This window comes from Uliginosibacterium flavum (assembly GCF_040566545.1).
Classification (GTDB): Bacteria; Pseudomonadota; Gammaproteobacteria; order Burkholderiales; family Rhodocyclaceae; genus Uliginosibacterium; species Uliginosibacterium flavum.
The window spans coordinates 155250-172113 of record NZ_JBEWZI010000001.1; the positions used below are offsets into that span (position 1 = coordinate 155250).

12 protein-coding genes are annotated in these 16864 nt (G+C 58.7%); 1 reads left to right on the forward strand and 11 read right to left on the reverse strand.

The features are described from left to right. Positions 1-68: 68 nt before the first annotated feature. The 4 genes from glmM to ABXR19_RS00735 all read right to left on the reverse strand — a co-directional run bounded on the left by glmM (position 69) and on the right by ABXR19_RS00735 (position 5023). Complete coding sequence (gene glmM, locus ABXR19_RS00720) at positions 69-1421, reverse strand: phosphoglucosamine mutase (protein ID WP_354599152.1); 1353 nt, start codon at positions 1419-1421, stop codon at positions 69-71. A gap of 52 nt (positions 1422-1473) precedes the next feature. Continuing rightward, complete coding sequence (folP, locus tag ABXR19_RS00725) at positions 1474-2316, reverse strand: dihydropteroate synthase (RefSeq protein WP_354599351.1); 843 nt, start codon at positions 2314-2316, stop codon at positions 1474-1476. An 80-nt stretch (positions 2317-2396) separates the two neighbouring features. Continuing rightward, positions 2397-4292, reverse strand: coding sequence for an ATP-dependent zinc metalloprotease FtsH (ftsH, locus tag ABXR19_RS00730; RefSeq protein WP_354599153.1), 1896 nt, complete (start codon positions 4290-4292; stop codon positions 2397-2399). 113 nt (positions 4293-4405) lie between these two features. Next, positions 4406-5023, reverse strand: a complete 618-nt coding sequence (locus ABXR19_RS00735) for an RlmE family RNA methyltransferase (protein WP_354599154.1) — start codon at positions 5021-5023, stop codon at positions 4406-4408. 47 nt (positions 5024-5070) lie between these two features. Between ABXR19_RS00735 and ABXR19_RS00740 the strand changes: the two genes are divergently transcribed. Beyond that, positions 5071-5547 (forward strand): YhbY family RNA-binding protein, encoded by a 477-nt coding sequence (locus ABXR19_RS00740; RefSeq protein WP_354599155.1) that lies wholly within the window; start codon positions 5071-5073, stop codon positions 5545-5547. A 53-nt stretch (positions 5548-5600) separates the two neighbouring features. Here ABXR19_RS00740 and ABXR19_RS00745 read toward each other — a convergent pair whose 3' ends face one another. The 7 genes from ABXR19_RS00745 to tldD all read right to left on the reverse strand — a co-directional run bounded on the left by ABXR19_RS00745 (position 5601) and on the right by tldD (position 16845). After that, positions 5601-6053 (reverse strand): DUF4149 domain-containing protein, encoded by a 453-nt coding sequence (locus ABXR19_RS00745; RefSeq protein ID WP_354599156.1) that lies wholly within the window; start codon positions 6051-6053, stop codon positions 5601-5603. A 4-nt stretch (positions 6054-6057) separates the two neighbouring features. Further along, entirely contained in the window at positions 6058-6534 is a 477-nt protein-coding gene (gene greA, locus ABXR19_RS00750; protein ID WP_354599157.1) for a transcription elongation factor GreA, read from the reverse strand. Positions 6535-6539: 5 nt separating this feature from the next. Continuing rightward, positions 6540-9749 carry a carbamoyl-phosphate synthase large subunit gene (carB, locus tag ABXR19_RS00755; RefSeq protein WP_354599158.1) on the reverse strand — a complete coding sequence of 1070 codons (3210 nt, stop codon included), beginning with the start codon at positions 9747-9749 and terminating at the stop codon, positions 6540-6542. A gap of 155 nt (positions 9750-9904) precedes the next feature. Beyond that, on the reverse strand, positions 9905-11050 hold the full coding sequence (gene carA / locus ABXR19_RS00760; protein ID WP_435594288.1) for a glutamine-hydrolyzing carbamoyl-phosphate synthase small subunit: 1146 nt from the start codon (positions 11048-11050) through the stop codon (positions 9905-9907). Positions 11051-11231: 181 nt separating this feature from the next. Further along, positions 11232-13838 carry a PAS domain-containing hybrid sensor histidine kinase/response regulator gene (locus tag ABXR19_RS00765; RefSeq protein WP_354599159.1) on the reverse strand — a complete coding sequence of 869 codons (2607 nt, stop codon included), beginning with the start codon at positions 13836-13838 and terminating at the stop codon, positions 11232-11234. 51 nt (positions 13839-13889) lie between these two features. Further along, positions 13890-15104, reverse strand: coding sequence for an acetylornithine/succinyldiaminopimelate transaminase (locus ABXR19_RS00770; protein ID WP_354599160.1), 1215 nt, complete (start codon positions 15102-15104; stop codon positions 13890-13892). A 289-nt stretch (positions 15105-15393) separates the two neighbouring features. Then, positions 15394-16845 (reverse strand): metalloprotease TldD, encoded by a 1452-nt coding sequence (tldD, locus tag ABXR19_RS00775; protein WP_354599161.1) that lies wholly within the window; start codon positions 16843-16845, stop codon positions 15394-15396. Positions 16846-16864: the final 19 nt, after the last annotated feature.

The window sequence follows — 16864 nt, forward strand, 5'->3', positions numbered from 1 at the left end:
ATTACAGAGTATATGAACGGATTGTTACAGCTTTGCTACAGTCGCCATGGAAAGCTGATTTTTGGTGTTTACTCAACCGCCAATGTAACCGCCGCCGCAATCTGACGCGCCAAGCGCTCGACCTTCTCGCCATCCGCACCTTCAACCAGCACGCGCAACAAGGGCTCGGTCCCGGACGGGCGCAACAGCACGCGCCCTTCACTCCCCAGCTCGGCCTCGGCTGATGCTTGCGCCGCCGCAATCCCGCCATCTGAAATCCAGTCAAAGCCGGCTTTCATGCGTACATTGATAAGTTTTTGCGGATAAAAAACCAAGTCAACACAGGCCTCAGGCAAACTCTCATTACGCAGACGCAAAGCCGCCAGCACCTGAAGTGCCGAAACGATGCCATCGCCCGTAGTGTGTCGATCCAGACAGATGATATGACCGGAATTCTCGCCACCCAGCTTGAAACCCTTTTCGATGAGCAGCTCGAGCACATAGCGATCACCGACCTTGGCACGACAAAATGGGACACCCAGCCGCTTGATCGCATGTTCGAAACCCAGATTGCTCATCAAGGTGCCGACCACGCCATCCAGCTTGCCTTCGGCCTGCTGGGCCCGAGCAATCACGTAGAGCAGCTTGTCACCATCATAGAGTTCCCCGGCACGATCGCACATCAGCACCCGGTCCGCATCGCCATCGAGCGCAATGCCAATATCCGCGCCACTCTTCAGCACGGCCTCACGCAGACTGGCAGGCACCGTCGCACCCACACCGTCATTGATGTTGAGCCCATTCGGCGCGACGCCAACACTCACCACCTCGGCGCCCAGCTCGTGAAATACCTTTGGAGCAATCTGATACGCAGCCCCATTGGCGCAATCCAGCGCGATTTTCAGGCCGCGCAGATTCAGATCGTTCGGAAAGCTACTCTTGCAGAATTCGATATAGCGTCCTGCTGCGTCCTCGATACGGCGCGCACGCCCAAGCGCCGATGACTCTGCGCAGCCCATCGGCTCATCCAGATGCGCTTCGATTTCCTCCTCGACCGAATCCGGCAGCTTGGTGCCGCCCGCAGAGAAAAACTTGATGCCGTTATCGTAGTAAGGGTTGTGCGAGGCGGAAATAACCACTCCAGCCTGCAAGCGCAGGGCGCGCGTCAGGTAAGCCACGGCCGGTGTCGGGATCGGACCGGCAAGAATTACATGCACGCCAGCGGCCGCAAAACCGGCTTCCAAAGCAGCTTCCAGCATGTAGCCGGAAATCCGGGTGTCCTTGCCGATCAGTACCGCAGGATGCTCACCGGGCTGCAGTTGCTCGCGCGCAACCAGCGTCTTGCCCGCGGCATAACCCAGACGCATCACGAATTCGGGAGTAATCGGGTTCTGCCCAACCAGCCCTCGCACACCATCCGTACCAAAATATTTGCGCGCCACGTTCTATTCCCTCTCAAGTGGATGCGGATTGTGCCCGTCTGACGGACAAGTCTCAATAGACGTTCGGGCGATCCAGATCAATCGCCGCCCACATCGCCAAGGCATCGCGCGTTGCCGCCACATCATGCACCCGCAGAATAGCCGCTCCGCGCTGCGCAGCCAGCACGGCGGTCACGATACTGGCAGGTAAACGTTCGCCAACAGCCCGTCCGGTGAGCGCACCCAGCATGGTTTTGCGCGACACCCCCACCAAGAGCGGGTATCCATGGGCCATTACACGGGACATGCCCTGAAACAGGCTCAGGTTGTGCTCCAGCGTCTTGCCAAAGCCGAAACCCGGATCCAGAGCCACTCTTGAAGCACCCACCCCTGCAGACGCAAGCGCAGCGCACCTCTCCAGCAGAAAGGCTTCCACCTCTCCGACAATATCCGCATAAACCGGCGCTTGTTGCATGCTGCGCGGTTCGCCCTGCATGTGCATCAAACACACGCCGACATCCGAGGCAGCTACCGCCTCAAGCGCGCCCGGCGCACGCAAGGCATTGATGTCGTTGATGATGGCCGCTCCTGCCGCAATCGCCGCACGCATGACTGACGGCTTCACCGTATCCACCGAGACTGGCACACCCAAGCCCACCAAAGCCTCCACCACAGGAATCACGCGCGCCAACTCTTCGTCCACGCTGACCGATTCCGCACCAGGCCGCGAGGACTCGCCCCCCACATCCAGAATTTTTGCGCCATCCTGTAGAGCTTGCTCGCCCTGCTTTAGAGCCATCTCGACCGATCCGGCCAAGCCATCGCCCGAAAATGAATCCGGCGTCACGTTAATGATCGCCATGATTGCCGGCACATCGAATTCGAGCCGGAATCGGCCGCACTGCCAGACAGGCACTTCTGATCTCATGCAAAACATCCTCGACAATACAAGCAAAAAACCCCGCCGAAGCGGGGCTGATTCAAGTGTGAGGTGGCTCAGACAACAGGCGCCGGCGCATTCGGCTCAGCTCCCGGGCCCTCATCCGGCTTTGGCGGCTGCGAACTCGACAAAGGCTTCGGCGGCCGTGGAGCACGCCCTGCCATGATGTCCTTGATCTGATCAGCGTCGATGGTTTCCCATTCCAGCAAAGCGGCCGTCATCGCCTCGACCTTGTCGCGATTCTCTTCAAGCAAGCGTTTGGCCAAAGCATATTGTTCGTCAATGATGCGACGAATTTCCGAGTCGACCTTCTGCATCGTCGCTTCCGACACATTTTTGTGCGTTGTCACAGAACGCCCCAGAAAGACCTCCCCGTCGTTCTCGGCGTAAACCATCGGACCAAGAAGTTCGGACATTCCGTAACGCGTCACCATATCGCGGGCAATCGCTGTTGCTCGCTCGAAATCATTCGATGCGCCGGTTGAAATATTGCCCACAAACAAATCTTCCGCCACGCGCCCGCCGAACAACATGCTGATCTGGGCCAGCATCTGATCCTGATACAGACTGAAACGATCCCGCTCCGGCAAGGACCAGGTCACGCCCAGCGCACGGCCACGGGGAATCACCGAAACCTTATGTACCGGGTCGCAGCCAGGCAACAAAGACCCGATGATGGCGTGCCCAGACTCGTGATACGCAGTAGCTTTCTTTTCCTCCGGCAGGATCACCATGGACTTGCGCTCGGCGCCCATGAAGATCTTGTCTTTGGCGCGCTCGAAATCTTCCATATCCACCAGACGCTTATTGCTGCGTGCGGCAAACAGAGCGGCTTCATTCACCAGATTGGCCAAGTCGGCACCCGCCATGCCCGGCGTTCCGCGCGCCAGCACGCCCGGATCCACGTCAGGCGCCACCGGCACCTTACGCATGTGCACCTTGAGGATCTGTTCACGGCCACGGATATCAGGCAGCGGCACGGTAACCTGACGGTCGAAACGCCCCGGACGCAACAGCGCCGGATCAAGTACGTCCGGCCGGTTGGTCGCAGCGATCACAATCACGCCCGACGCGCCTTCAAAGCCATCCATTTCGACCAGCAACTGATTCAAGGTCTGTTCGCGTTCATCATTCCCGCCGCCCAAACCAGCACCACGCTGCCGGCCAACCGCATCAATTTCGTCAATGAAGATGATACAGGGAGCCGTTTTCTTGGCATTTTCGAACATGTCACGCACACGCGAAGCACCGACACCCACGAACATTTCGACGAAATCAGAGCCAGAGATACTATAGAACGGTACCTTGGCTTCGCCGGCAATCGCCTTGGCCAGCAAGGTTTTACCGGTACCCGGGGAGCCCACCATCAGCACACCACGCGGAATCCGGCCACCCAGCTTCTGGAATTTTGAGGGGTCGCGCAGGAACTCAACCAGTTCGGCGACCTCTTCCTTGGCTTCATCACAACCCGCGACATCCGCAAAGGTGATCGAATTGGCCGATTCATCCAGCATCCGCGCCTTGCTCTTGCCGAACGAAAACGCCCCGCCTTTGCCGCCGCCCTGCATTTGCCGCATGAAGAAGAAGAACAGACCCACCATCAAGGCGATCGGCAACAACTGAAACAGCAAACCTATCAGAAACGACTGCTCCTCTCTGGGTTTGATGGAAACGGCCACACCATATTTGCGCAAGTCTTCGACCATGAACAGATCGCGCGGAGGCGTATTCACCGTTATCTGACGCTTGTCCTGAGTTGTCACGATGGCCAGATCGCTCTGGGCATCCAGCGTCACCTTGTCAATGCGGCCTGCTTTGGCCTCATCCATAAACTGGGAATACTCCATCGTGTTCTGAGCAACCTGACGGTTACTGAAAGAACTGACAAGGGAATAAACCACCACAAGTACCAGCAACCAGATGGCGGCATTTTTGAAGACGTTGTTGTTCAAGGTGACTCCCGATTCACTCCGGCTGAAATTGCCGGATATAACTTGTACTTGACCGATTCTAAGTCTGAACGTTCCCGCCGACAATCAATCTAGCCGACGGTCCATCGATCACATCATTTTTTATCCACGCCCAGCAAGTACAGTTCTGCACTGCGATCACGCGAAGCATCCGGCTTGCGCGACTGCACCGACTGGAACAACTTCAGCATTGCCGTCCGGTACTCCATGAAGCCCGCGCCCTGAAACACCTTGATAAGCATATTGCCGCCTGGGCGAAGATGCTGCTGCGCGAAATCCAGCGCCAACTCGGCCAGATACATCATCCGGGCATCATCACTGACGGCGTTCCCGGACATATTGGGGGCCATATCCGAAAGAACAAGGTCCACGGCACGCCCGGCAAGCAAATGTTCAAATTCGGCCAATACCGAAGCCTCGCGAAAATCCCCTTGTAGGAAGCTCACGTCCGGCAAAGGATCCATGGGCAGGATATCCAGCGCGAACAACTGGCCGCTTGGCTTGACGCGTGGAGCCGCCACCTGTGACCAGGATCCGGGCGCAGAGCCCAAATCCACCACAACCATGCCCGGCTTCAAGAGCTTGTCTTTTTTGTCGATTTCCAGAAGCTTATAGACCGCGCGCGAACGCATGCCCTCAGCCTTGGCCTTAAGCACCCATGGGTCATTCAGATGCTCCTGCATCCAGCCTTTACTGGTTTTGCTGCGTTTCATGGTCGATAACAGGTAAAATCAACGTTTGGAAAAGGAATTGCACTCAAATGCTCGAAATATCATCTTCACTGCGCCGCGACCTGCGCGCAAAAGCCCACCATCTGGACCCCGTAGTCAGCATCGCCGGTAACGGTCTGAGCGCGTCCGTCCTGAAAGAAATTGACCTTGCACTGAAGGCTCACGAACTGATCAAGATCCGCGTCTTCGGGGATGACCGCGAAGCCCGCGCCGCCTATCTGCTGCAGATTTGTGTCGAACTCAAATGCGCCGCAGTTCAAAGCATCGGCAAACTGCTCGTGATTTTCCGCGAGAACCCCGAGCTGCATGTCGTCAAAGCCGCACCTGAAGCCAAGCGTCCGGGTCGTGGCAAACGCCCGCCCCGCGTAAAAGAAGCTGCCTTCGACAAGCGCCCTGGTCGGCCTACCACGGGCAACGCTCCGCGCAAATCGATGGCAGGGGCTCCAGAAGCGCGCTATCGCAAACCCAGCGCCGGTAGCAGCCGCGCCCGCAAGAGCGCACGTTAAGCCTCAAAAAACAAAGGACCGCATCCCGAAAGGGTTGCCGTCCTTTTTTTGTTTCAACGCCTGAAAACCTGCGTCACCAAAGCCAGCCCCAGCACACTTTGGATCAACCAGAGCAGGCTCGCTATCCCGTGCCAAGTCTGGAAACGGTTGCGCACAACCCCTTCCACCATTTCACGTGCGGTCGCACCACGCAATTGCTCGATGATCGGCGCCACGCCAAAGTGCCCGGCGAGGACTAACAAAAGCATCAACGCAATCAGCCACAAAACCAGCAGTCTGAAAGCTCGCGCGCCCTCGCTGAAAAAGAGGTAAGCAAACAGATAAGCCGCACAAGCCATCCCGAGATAAGCCACAGCAGCAAACTGCTTGCCTGCCACGGTACCCGCCAGACTACGATCCGCTACAAATAAAAACAGTGTTGGTGCCGAGATATAACCGATTGCCCACAATGAACCTACCCACAAGGTAATGGCAACAACGTAAAGGTAGTGGGCGAACTGGCGCATCGCGTCAGATATAGCGAATGTCGATGATCTCGTACTCGCGCACACCGCCAGGCGCCTGCACCTCAGCCACATCACCGACATACTTGCCAATCAGCGCGCGTGCAATCGGTGAGCTAATCGAGATTTTCCCCGCCTTCAGATCAGCCTCGTCCTCACCCACGATCTGATACAGCACACGGCCTCCCGAACTCAGATCCTCAAGATCCACGGTTGCACCAAACACACAGCGCCCCTCCGCATCCAGCAAGGTCGGATCAATAATCTCGGCGGTCGACAATTTGCTATCGACTTCGGCAATGCGTCCTTCGACAAAGCCTTGACGCTCTTTGGCAGCATCGTACTCTGCGTTTTCAGATAGATCGCCATGCGAACGCGCCTCGGCAATTGCCGCGATCACACTTGGGCGCTCCACCGTTTTCAGGCGGTGCAGTTCAGCGCGCAGCATTGCTGCACCATTCACGGTCAAGGGAGTTTTTACCATGGCGATCAGCTCAGCAGTGCGTGCAGATCCTGCAGCGCATAAGGTTCAAGGTCATTCAAATGCCGGATGCCCATACAAGCGGCCCGCGCCCCTTCAATGGTTGTAAATATCGTTACCTTCGCAGCCAGCGCGCTGGTACGAATCGAACGGGAATCCACAATGGCTTGCCGCTTTTCTTCTACGGTATTCACCACCAGTGCGATCTCGTTGTTCTTGATCATGTCGACAATATGCGGGCGCCCTTCCCCAACCTTATTAACCGCCGTCACTGCCATCACCCCTGCTTCATTCAGGTAGCCTGCGGTACCTTTGGTCGCCACAACCTTGAAGCCCAGATCCAGCAGTTCGCGCGCGACATCGACCGCCTTAGGGCGATCGGTCTGCTTGACGCTGATGAATGCCGTTCCCGACGAGGGCAGACGCGCACCTGCAGCCAGCTGGCTCTTCACGAAAGCTTCGGCAAAGGTCTTACCCACACCCATGACTTCACCGGTCGATTTCATTTCCGGGCCAAGAATGGTATCCACGCCGGGGAATTTATTGAAAGGGAAGACGGCTTCTTTCACTGAGTAATACGGCGGCACGATCTCGCGCGTCACGCCCTGCGAAGCCAGCGTCTGCCCGGCCATGCAGCGTGCAGCAATTTTTGCCAGCGGCAGGGAGCAGGCCTTGGAAACGAAAGGCACGGTACGTGATGCACGTGGATTCACTTCCAACACATACACCGTCTCGCCCTGAATGGCGAATTGCACATTCATCAAGCCTACTACGTTCAAACCACGCGCCATCATCTCGGTCTGGCGACGCAACTCATCCTGCAACTCAGCCGACAAAGTGTAAGGCGGCAGCGAACAGGCAGAGTCGCCCGAATGCACGCCCGCTTGTTCGATGTGCTGCATGATGCCGCCAATGATGACCTGCGTACCATCAGACATGGCATCCACGTCAATTTCGGTCGCGTCATTCAGGAAGCGATCGAGCAGCACGGGCGAATCATTCGACACCTTGATGGCGTCGCGCATGTAGCGCTCCAGATCCTTCTGCTCGTGCACGATTTCCATGGCACGACCGCCCAGCACATAGCTCGGACGCACCACCAGCGGGTAACCGATTTCGGCAGCAAGGCGGATTGCATCGTGCTCGGTCCGCGCGGTGCGGTTTGGCGGCTGTTTGAGGCCCAGATCGTTGATCAACTTCTGGAAGCGCTCACGATCTTCAGCCGCATCAATCATGTCCGGGCTGGTACCGATAATCGGCACGCCATTGGCTTCGAGATCGCGCGCGAGCTTGAGCGGGGTCTGTCCTCCAAATTGCACGATCACGCCAACCGGCTTTTCGATGGCGACGATTTCCAGCACATCCTCCAGCGTCAGCGGCTCGAAATAGAGGCGATCCGAAGTGTCGTAGTCGGTCGACACAGTCTCTGGATTACAGTTGACCATGATGGTTTCGTAGCCATCTTCGCGCAGCGCCAGTGCGGCATGCACGCAGCAGTAGTCAAATTCGATTCCTTGGCCGATGCGGTTCGGGCCACCGCCCAGCACCATGATTTTCTTCTTATCCGTCGGCAGCGCTTCGCACTCCTCGTCGTAACAGGAATACATATAAGCCGTACTCGAAGCGAACTCGGCAGCACAGCTATCCACACGCTTGTAAACCGGACGAACACCCAAGGCATGGCGATGCAGACGCACGGCCGTTTCTTCGGCACCGAGCAATTTGGCCAGACGACGGTCCGAGAAGCCTTTGCGCTTGAGGCCACGCAACGCAGCAGCGTCAAGGCTCTTCAGCGAACGGCCGGCCAAATTCTTCTCGGACTTCACGATGTCTTCGATTTGCGCCAGGAACCAGGGATCAATCTTGGTCAGCTGATGCACTTCGTCCTGACTCATACCTTCGCGGAAGCCCTGCCCCACGTACCAGATGCGCTCCGCACCGGGGTTGGACAATTCAAGCTCCAACTCCTCGCGATCGCACTCGATTTCATCAAGGCCGTAGACGCCGACCTCCAGGCCACGCAGGGCTTTCTGGAAGGACTCCTGGAAAGTGCGGCCCATCGCCATCACCTCACCCACCGACTTCATCTGCGTCGTCAGGCGCGCATTGGCTTGCGGGAATTTTTCGAATGCGAAACGCGGCACTTTGGTGACGATGTAGTCAATTGACGGCTCGAAGGATGCCGGCGTCACACCGCCCGTAATGTCGTTCTGCAGTTCGTCGAGCGTAAAGCCCACAGCCAGTTTGGCCGCAATCTTGGCAATCGGAAAACCGGTAGCCTTGGACGCCAGCGCCGACGAACGCGACACGCGCGGATTCATCTCGATCACGATCAGACGACCATCCTTGGGATTGACCGCGAACTGCACGTTCGAACCGCCGGTATCCACACCAATCTCCCGCAGCACCGCAATCGAGGCGTTGCGCATGATCTGGTATTCGCGATCCGTCAGGGTCTGTGCCGGGGCAATGGTGATCGAATCGCCCGTATGCACACCCATCGGATCCAGATTCTCGATAGAGCAGATGATGATGCAGTTGTCGTGCTTGTCGCGCACAACCTCCATCTCGAACTCTTTCCAGCCCAGCAGCGATTCTTCGATCAGCAACTCACGCGTCGGCGACAGATCCAGGCCACGCGTACAGATCTCGCTGAACTCCTCGATGTTGTAGGCAATCCCGCCGCCGGTGCCGCCCATGGTGAAAGACGGGCGGATGATGGAAGGAAAGCCCAGCTTGGCCTGCACGGCCATTGCTTCTTCCATACTGTGAGCAATGCCGGAGCGCGCAGACTCAAGACCGATCTTGGTCATTGCGTCTTTGAACTTGAGGCGATCTTCAGCCTTGTCGATGGCTTCCGGGGTCGCGCCAATCAGCTCGACTTTGTATTTATCCAGCACGCCATTGCGCCACAGATCCAGCGCGCAATTCAACGCAGTCTGCCCACCCATGGTCGGCAGCACCGCATCGGGGCGCTCTTTCTCAATGATGCGCTCAACCACCTGCCAGGTAATCGGCTCGATGTAGGTCACATCCGCCATATTCGGATCGGTCATGATCGTGGCCGGATTGCTATTGACCAGAATGACCTTGTATCCCTCGTCACGCAGGGCCTTGCAGGCCTGGGCGCCGGAATAATCGAACTCGCAAGCCTGACCAATGATGATCGGGCCCGCACCAATGATGAGGATGGATTGAATGTCTGTGCGTTTTGGCATTTCTTTACCGGGAAGAGGGAAGGAGAAAGGGAGAAGGGATAAAACCCTTTGCACCCAGCCTGGCCTTACACGCTCTTCACTTCTCCATAAGACTGAATTCTTTTCGACAAAACGGCAAAGCGAGACAAAACCCCATCCCTTTTGCCCTTCTCACCTTACTGTTTTGCTGCCGCCATCAGATCAATGAAACGGTCAAACAGATAGGCAACATCATGCGGACCGGGGCTGGCTTCCGGGTGCCCCTGAAAACACAAGGCCGGACGATCCGTCCAGACCAGGCCTTGCAGGCTGCCGTCAAACAGGGATACATGCGAGGCGCGCACATTGGCAGGCAGCGTTTTTTCATCCACCGCAAAACCATGGTTCTGGCTGGTAATCAAAACGCGGCCAGAATCCAGGTCCTTGACCGGGTGATTCGCACCGTGATGGCCAAATTTCATCTTCAGCGTCTTTGCGCCAGCAGCCAGCCCCAGAATCTGATGCCCCAGGCAGATGCCGAAAGTTGGCAATTTGCACTCAAGGAATTCGCGTGCAGCAGCAATCGCGTAATCGCAGGGCTCCGGATCGCCCGGGCCGTTGGACAGGAATACACCGTCCGGGTTCATGGCCAGCACTTCGGCAGCCGAAGTCTTCGCCGGCACCACGGTCAGCTTGCAACCGCGCTCGGCCAGCATATGCAGGATGTTTTTCTTGACGCCGAAATCGTAGGCCACAACATGAAACTTCGCCTCAGCCTGCTCGATAAAGCCCTTGCCGAGCTTCCACTCACCGGAAGTCCAGGTGTAGGCCTTGTCCGTCGTAACGACTTTGGCCAGATCCATACCAGCCAGACCGGGAAAACCCCGCGCTTCGGCAATGGCCGCTTCAACATTCAGATCCTTGGCATTCGTGGATGTCACCAGACAACCTGCCTGAGCACCTTTTTCGCGCAAGATCCGTGTGAGTTTGCGCGTATCAATCCCGGCAATTCCCACCACGTTCTCGGCCTTCATGTACGCATCCAGCGTCTGCTCGGAGCGAAAATTCGAGACCAGCAGCGGCAGATCGCGAATCACCAAGCCCGCCGCACACACGCGACCGGACTCACAATCTTCGCGATTCACGCCCACATTGCCGATGTGCGGGTGCGTCAGCGTCACAATCTGGCGGGTATAGGATGGATCGGTCAGAATTTCCTGATAGCCGGTAATGGCAGTATTGAAAACCACCTCACCGACGCTCCTGCCCACGGCGCCAATACCCTGTCCATGAAAAACTGTCCCGTCAGCGAGGGCGAGAAGGGCGTAAAGGATGTCCGTCACGATCAATACTCCTGAAAACCGGTGAAATCGGGCCTCTTGTGCTGAATCGCTGTCAAAAAACAACGGGCCAAGCCGGGCTGCCGACGTGAAAAACGGGACCCGTCTTTTCAGACGAGTCCCGCTTGCAAACTCTGACGATTATAGCCCGAAACCGGGCCCTCCGGCAAGGATCGCCGGCGCCTCAAGGCCCCTCTTCCGGTAATTGCGAGCGCAAATAGGCGGCGACGCGCGACAATTCGGCCAGCAATTCCGGCACGCCATGTATCGCCCGCGACACATCTCCTTTGCGCGCAGCCACTTCAATTTGCTGCGCAGTCTCTGCAGCCGTCACGGCGCCAAAAACACCAACCGATGACTTCATTGAATGCGCTACCGCACACAAAACCTTGCCATCCTGATTACGCGCGGCCTGCTCCAGCAAAGCATAATTTTTGGCGTAATCAGCCAGGAAAATCGCAATCAAGGCATGCAGGGACGCCTCATCGCCATCCAGCAACTCACGGGTTTGCGACAGATCGGCCACAGGTGCGTCGTTTGCCTCCATATCCACGCCTGCCGCCAGAGCGGCCAGACCGCCTTCAAAATCAGTCTCCTCCATGCGCCGACTGACTCGCTCAATCGCAGCAAACAGCTCATAGGGCTGAACCGGCTTGGATACGTAATCATCCATCCCGGCCTCAAGACAGCGTTCGCGATCACCCTGCATCACGTGTGCGGTCATAGCAATGATCGGCGTCACCTCCCAGCGCCCGGACATCGCCCAACTGCGCCGCGCCTCGCGCGCCCGGATCGCCTTGGTGGCATCCAGCCCGCCCAGCACCGGCATCTGCACATCCATCAGGATCAGATCAAAACGCCGTTTTTCGAACCACTCAATCGCCTCCTGCCCATCACCGGCTGCGACGACCTCATAACCGGCGCGCTGCAGAATTTTGGTCGCCACGGTCTGATTGACGGGGTTGTCCTCCACCAGCAGAACCGACCGGGCTTTCTGTGGAGGAGAGACTCCCGGCGCACGAATCAGGCTTTCATCGATCTGGAATTCGGCCAGCGGACTTTCCAGCGTCTCATCCTCATCCTGCGCTGGCGTCAGCGCCAGGCGGATCGCGTCGAGCAGGTCATTGGAAGACACCGGCTTGACGACATTCGAGCGCACCCCGAACTGGCGGCAACGCGCCGCATCGTTACGCTGGCTGTCCGAGGTCATCATCATGATGATCCGGTCGCAGGGCGCGCCTTCACCGTGAAAATAGGCCGGCAAGGCGAAACCGCCCGGATCCGGCATGTTCGCGTCGATCAGCATGATATCGAAGGGAAAACCGCTCTTGCTGGCTTGCTTGAGCAGCGCATCGGCCTCTTCGCCGCTGGCCGCCAGATCCACCGAGAAACCCCAGCGTCGCAGATTCCCCGCCAGCCCGCGCGCCGCCACGGCATTGGCCTCGACCACCAGCACATTCATGCGCGCATAGCGCGGATCCGGTCGCTCGGACTTGACCGCATCACGCACGGCGCTGACTTCGATCGTAAATGAAAAGGTACTCCCCGCATCCTGCTCGCTAACCAGCCAGATCCGCCCACGCATCAGCTCTACCAGCCTGCGGCAGATCGCCAAGCCCAGGCCCGTGCCGCCATAACGCCGCGTCGTCGAGGTATCCGCCTGAGAGAAAGCGCCGAACACCTCCGCCTGTTTGCTGCGCGCGATGCCAATCCCGGTATCCCGGATATCGAACTGCAGACGCACCTGCGAGCCTTCGCGCAGCACTGTTTTTACGGAGACTTCGACTTCGCCGTGCTCGGTAAACTTGATCGCATTGCCGAGCAGATTCATCAGCACCTGACGCAGACGATTCGGATCGCCACGCAGAACCTGGGGCGTGTCCTGACTGATGCCGAACACCAGCTCCAGGCCCTTCTGATGGCCGCGTAAAGCCAGAGCCTTGAAGGTATCCGAGATCACTGCCGGCAGCGAAAACTCGATATCTTCCAGCTCCAGCTTACCGGCTTCGATCTTCGAGAAATCCAGAATATCGTTGATGATCGCCAACAGCGATTCAGCCGAAGACTTTACGGTTTGCAGATAGCCGCGCTGCTCGGAATCCAGCTGCGTATCCAGCGCCAGTTCGGTCATGCCGATGATGCCGTTCATAGGCGTGCGGATTTCATGGCTCATATTGGCCAGAAAATCGCCCTTGGCACGACTGGCTGATTCTGCGGCCTCCTTGGCGCGCAGCATCTCCAGCTCCCAGCCCTTGCGCTCGGTCACGTTGCGATGCGTCCCGACCACCCGCACCGGCTGTCCATCGGCCGCACGCGCCACCACCCGGCCATGCGTGGCGATCCAGCGCCAGTCACCATTCTGTGCGCGCAGACGATACTCCGCCTCGAAATCCTCACTGCCGCCAGCCAGATGCAGTTCAATACGCTCGCGCACTGCCACCACATCTTCAGGATGAATCAACAACTCCCAATCCGTCCGGGTATTGCCGAACACCCCCTCGGCGTAACCCAGGCCGCGCTTCCACAGCTCGCTCAGAAAGAACTGGCCGCTGCGCAGATCCCAGTCCCACAAACCGTCATGGCGATTATCCAGCGCCAGCGAGAGGCGATCTTTTTCACGCAGCTGCTGGTCCATCAAACGCACCAGACGCCAAGCCAGCTTGAGCGGCTCGCTCCCCGGATCTTCGAAGCTATCGTTCAACCCGGTCCGCACCGCCAGTGCACGCAAGGCATCGCGCAAAGCCGCGAGGTCCGGACTGGATGCATCAGAGGGTTTGAGCTTTGTCGGCATGAGCCTGAAGCATAAAAGGACGGGGCTTACGCCCCGTCACACAACATCGAATCAGAGCGCTGCCATCTGCGCGCAGGTTTTTTCCAGACGATCCAGCCCTTCATCCAGCTCGGCATCCGAGATGATCAAGGAGGTCGCCAGACGCACCACATTTGGCCCCGCCACGATGTGCAGCACGCCATTGCTGGCTGCCGCCGCCATGAACGCGCCAGCCTGACCGGAAAATTTCGGTGTCAGCTCGCAGCCCAGCCACAGGCCCGATTCACGTACTTCCGAGAAACAGCCGTACTGCGCACCCATGGCGCGCAAACGCTCAGCCGCATGCGCCGCCTTGCGCTTCACGCCAGCCAGCACGTCCGGCGCACTGATCACGTCGAATACCGCCTCTGCCACGGCACAGGCCAGCGGGTTGCCGCCGAAGGTGCTGCCATGCACGCCGGGGGTGAAATGCTTGTCCGCCACCGCAGCGGTGGTCAGCATCACACCGATCGGAAAACCGCCACCGATGCCCTTGGCCGTGGTCAGAATGTCCGGCACCACCCCGGTATTCATATAGGCGTACAGCGCGCCAGTGCGGCCATTGCCGGACTGCACTTCATCGAAAATCAGACTGGCATCAAACTCGGTCGCCAACTCGCGCAACAGCTTGAGGAATTCCGGCTGCACCGGCACCACGCCGCTCTCGCCCACCACCGGCTCGACGATGATCGCGCAGGTGTTCTTGCCGACCACGCGACGCAGCGCCTCTACGTCGTGCAGATCGATATGCACGATGCCGGCCGGATTCGGCCCCATGCCTGACGAATACTTGGCCTGCCCCCCCACCGACACGGTGAAGAAGGTCCGGCCGTGGAAACTGCCGTTGAAGGCGATGATGTCGATTTTCTCCGGACCATACTTGTCGACCGCACACTTGCGCGCCAGCTTCAAAGCCGCCTCGTTGGCCTCGGCTCCAGAGTTGCAATAGAAAATGCGCTCGGCAAAAGTCGCCTCACACAGCTTCTTCGCCAGGCTCAGCGCCGGCTCATTCGTGTAGTAATTCGACACATGCCACAGCTTGGCAGCCTGCTCGGTCAGCGCCTTGACCATTACAGGATGGGCATGCCCCAGGGAAGTGACCGCCACGCCCGCACCAAAATCGATGTAATCGCGGCCCTGCTGATCCCACAGGCGTGAGCCCTCGCCTCGCACGAAAATCATCTCGAGCGGGGAAAACACGGGAACCATGTAGCGATCAAAATCGGCGCGTTCAACAGCAGGCTTCACTTCAAAACCCCTTTTTCAAAAAAGACGAGGCCGCCCACACGAGCGGCCAGACAGCATTTTAAGGGCAAAGCGCGGCGAACTGTTTGTGTCCCTCCCATTCCGACGGGCGGCGAAGCTCATCGACATCTGCCAGCTGAAGAGCCGCTCTGCGCGTTGATCTACAAAGCACATGCCAGTACAAGTCCGCCAGATATGCCTGCGCAAGACAGACCTCCGAAGAAGTCCGTCCCGCGCGGCTCTCCAGCTACTCAGTCCTCAGCACTCATTGCTCAGTCCTGTGCGTAACGCCTCAACCCGTCCCGCCCACCGTCAGTCCATCAATCCGCAGGGTCGGCTGGCCGACGCCGACCGGCACGCTCTGGCCATCCTTGCCGCAGGTGCCCACACCGGGATCCAGCGCCAGATCGTTGCCGATCATGCTGACCCGGTTCAGCACGTCCGGACCGTTGCCGATCAGGGTTGCGCCCTTGACCGGGTAAGTGATCTTGCCGTTCTCGATCATGTAGGCCTCGGCCGCCGAGAAGACGAACTTGCCGCTGGTGATGTCGACCTGCCCGCCGCCGAAATTCGCGGCGTACAGGCCATGCGTCACCGAGGCGATGATCTCGGCCGGATCCTTGTCGCCGGCCTGCATGATGGTATTGGTCATGCGCGGCATGGGCAGATGCGCAAAAGATTCGCGCCGGCCATTGCCCGTCGGTGTCACGCCCATCAGGCCGGCGTTGTGCATGTCCTGCATGTAGCCGACGAGAATGCCATCTTCTATCAGCGTGGTGCAGCGGGTCGGATTGCCTTCGTCATCGATGGTCAGTGAACCGCGCCGGCCAGCGAGCGTGCCGTCATCAACCACAGTGACGCCCTTGGCCGCGACACGCTGGCCAATGCGTCCGGCGAAAGCCGAACTGCCCTTGCGGTTGAAGTCGCCTTCCAGGCCGTGGCCAATGGCCTCGTGCAAGAGGATGCCAGGCCAGCCATTGCCCAGCACCACCGTCATCGTACCGGCCGGAGCCGGTTTGGCAGCCAGATTGATGCTGGCCTGATGCACCGCGCGCTTGGCGTAATCGCGCAGCACGGCATCCGTGAACATGCCGTAGTCGCTGCGTCCGCCACCACCGGACGAGCCCTGCTCGCGACGCCCGCCGTCTTCCAGAATCACCGTCAACGACAGGCGCACCAAGGGGCGCACATCGGCGGCCAGCACGCCATCGCTGCGCGCCACCAGTACCACATCCCACGAAGCGGCGAGCGAGGCCATGGCCTGCAGCACACGTGGATCTTCCTGACGTGCGAATTGTTCGAGGCGCTCCAGCAGCGCAATCTTGGCCGCATCTTGCAGCGAAGGCAGAGGATCGACGGCCGCATACAAAGCCTGCGGTTGCGCCCGAGCCTTGACCTTGGCGCGCCGCGCCTGACCCTGTGCGGCAATCGAGCGCACGGTCAGCGCAGCTTCCTGCAGCGCCGCCGCACTGATGTCATCCGAATAGGCAAAAGCCGTGCGTTCGCCGGCAATCGCGCGCACACCAACGCCCTGCTCGATGTTGAAACTGCCGGATTTGACGATCCCCTCCTCCAGGCTCCAGCTCTCGGTGCGCTGATACTGGAAATACAGATCGGCGTAAGTCAGATCGTGACCGAGCAGGCTGCCCAAGGTCTTGTCCAGCGAGCTGTTGCTCAGGCCATAGGGCGCCAGCAGGATCTGGCTGGCGGTATCGAGGGCGGAGTGCGATGCGGTGAGGCTCATGCGAAGGGTGCTTCCTGTA

Excerpts from the sequence above, each read along its gene's own strand:
- tldD (WP_354599161.1), bottom strand. The coding sequence starts at position 16,845 with ATGAGCCTCACCGCATCGCACTCCGCCCTCGATACCGCCAGCCAGATC.
- greA (WP_354599157.1), bottom strand. The coding sequence starts at position 6,534 with ATGGTAAAAACTCCCTTGACCGTGAATGGTGCAGCAATGCTGCGCGCT.
- ABXR19_RS00735 (WP_354599154.1), bottom strand. The coding sequence starts at position 5,023 with ATGAAACGCAGCAAAACCAGTAAAGGCTGGATGCAGGAGCATCTGAAT.
- ABXR19_RS00765 (WP_354599159.1), bottom strand. The coding sequence starts at position 13,838 with ATGCCGACAAAGCTCAAACCCTCTGATGCATCCAGTCCGGACCTCGCG.
- ABXR19_RS00740 (WP_354599155.1), top strand. The coding sequence starts at position 5,071 with ATGCTCGAAATATCATCTTCACTGCGCCGCGACCTGCGCGCAAAAGCC.
- carB (WP_354599158.1), bottom strand. The coding sequence starts at position 9,749 with ATGCCAAAACGCACAGACATTCAATCCATCCTCATCATTGGTGCGGGC.
- ABXR19_RS00745 (WP_354599156.1), bottom strand. The coding sequence starts at position 6,053 with ATGCGCCAGTTCGCCCACTACCTTTACGTTGTTGCCATTACCTTGTGG.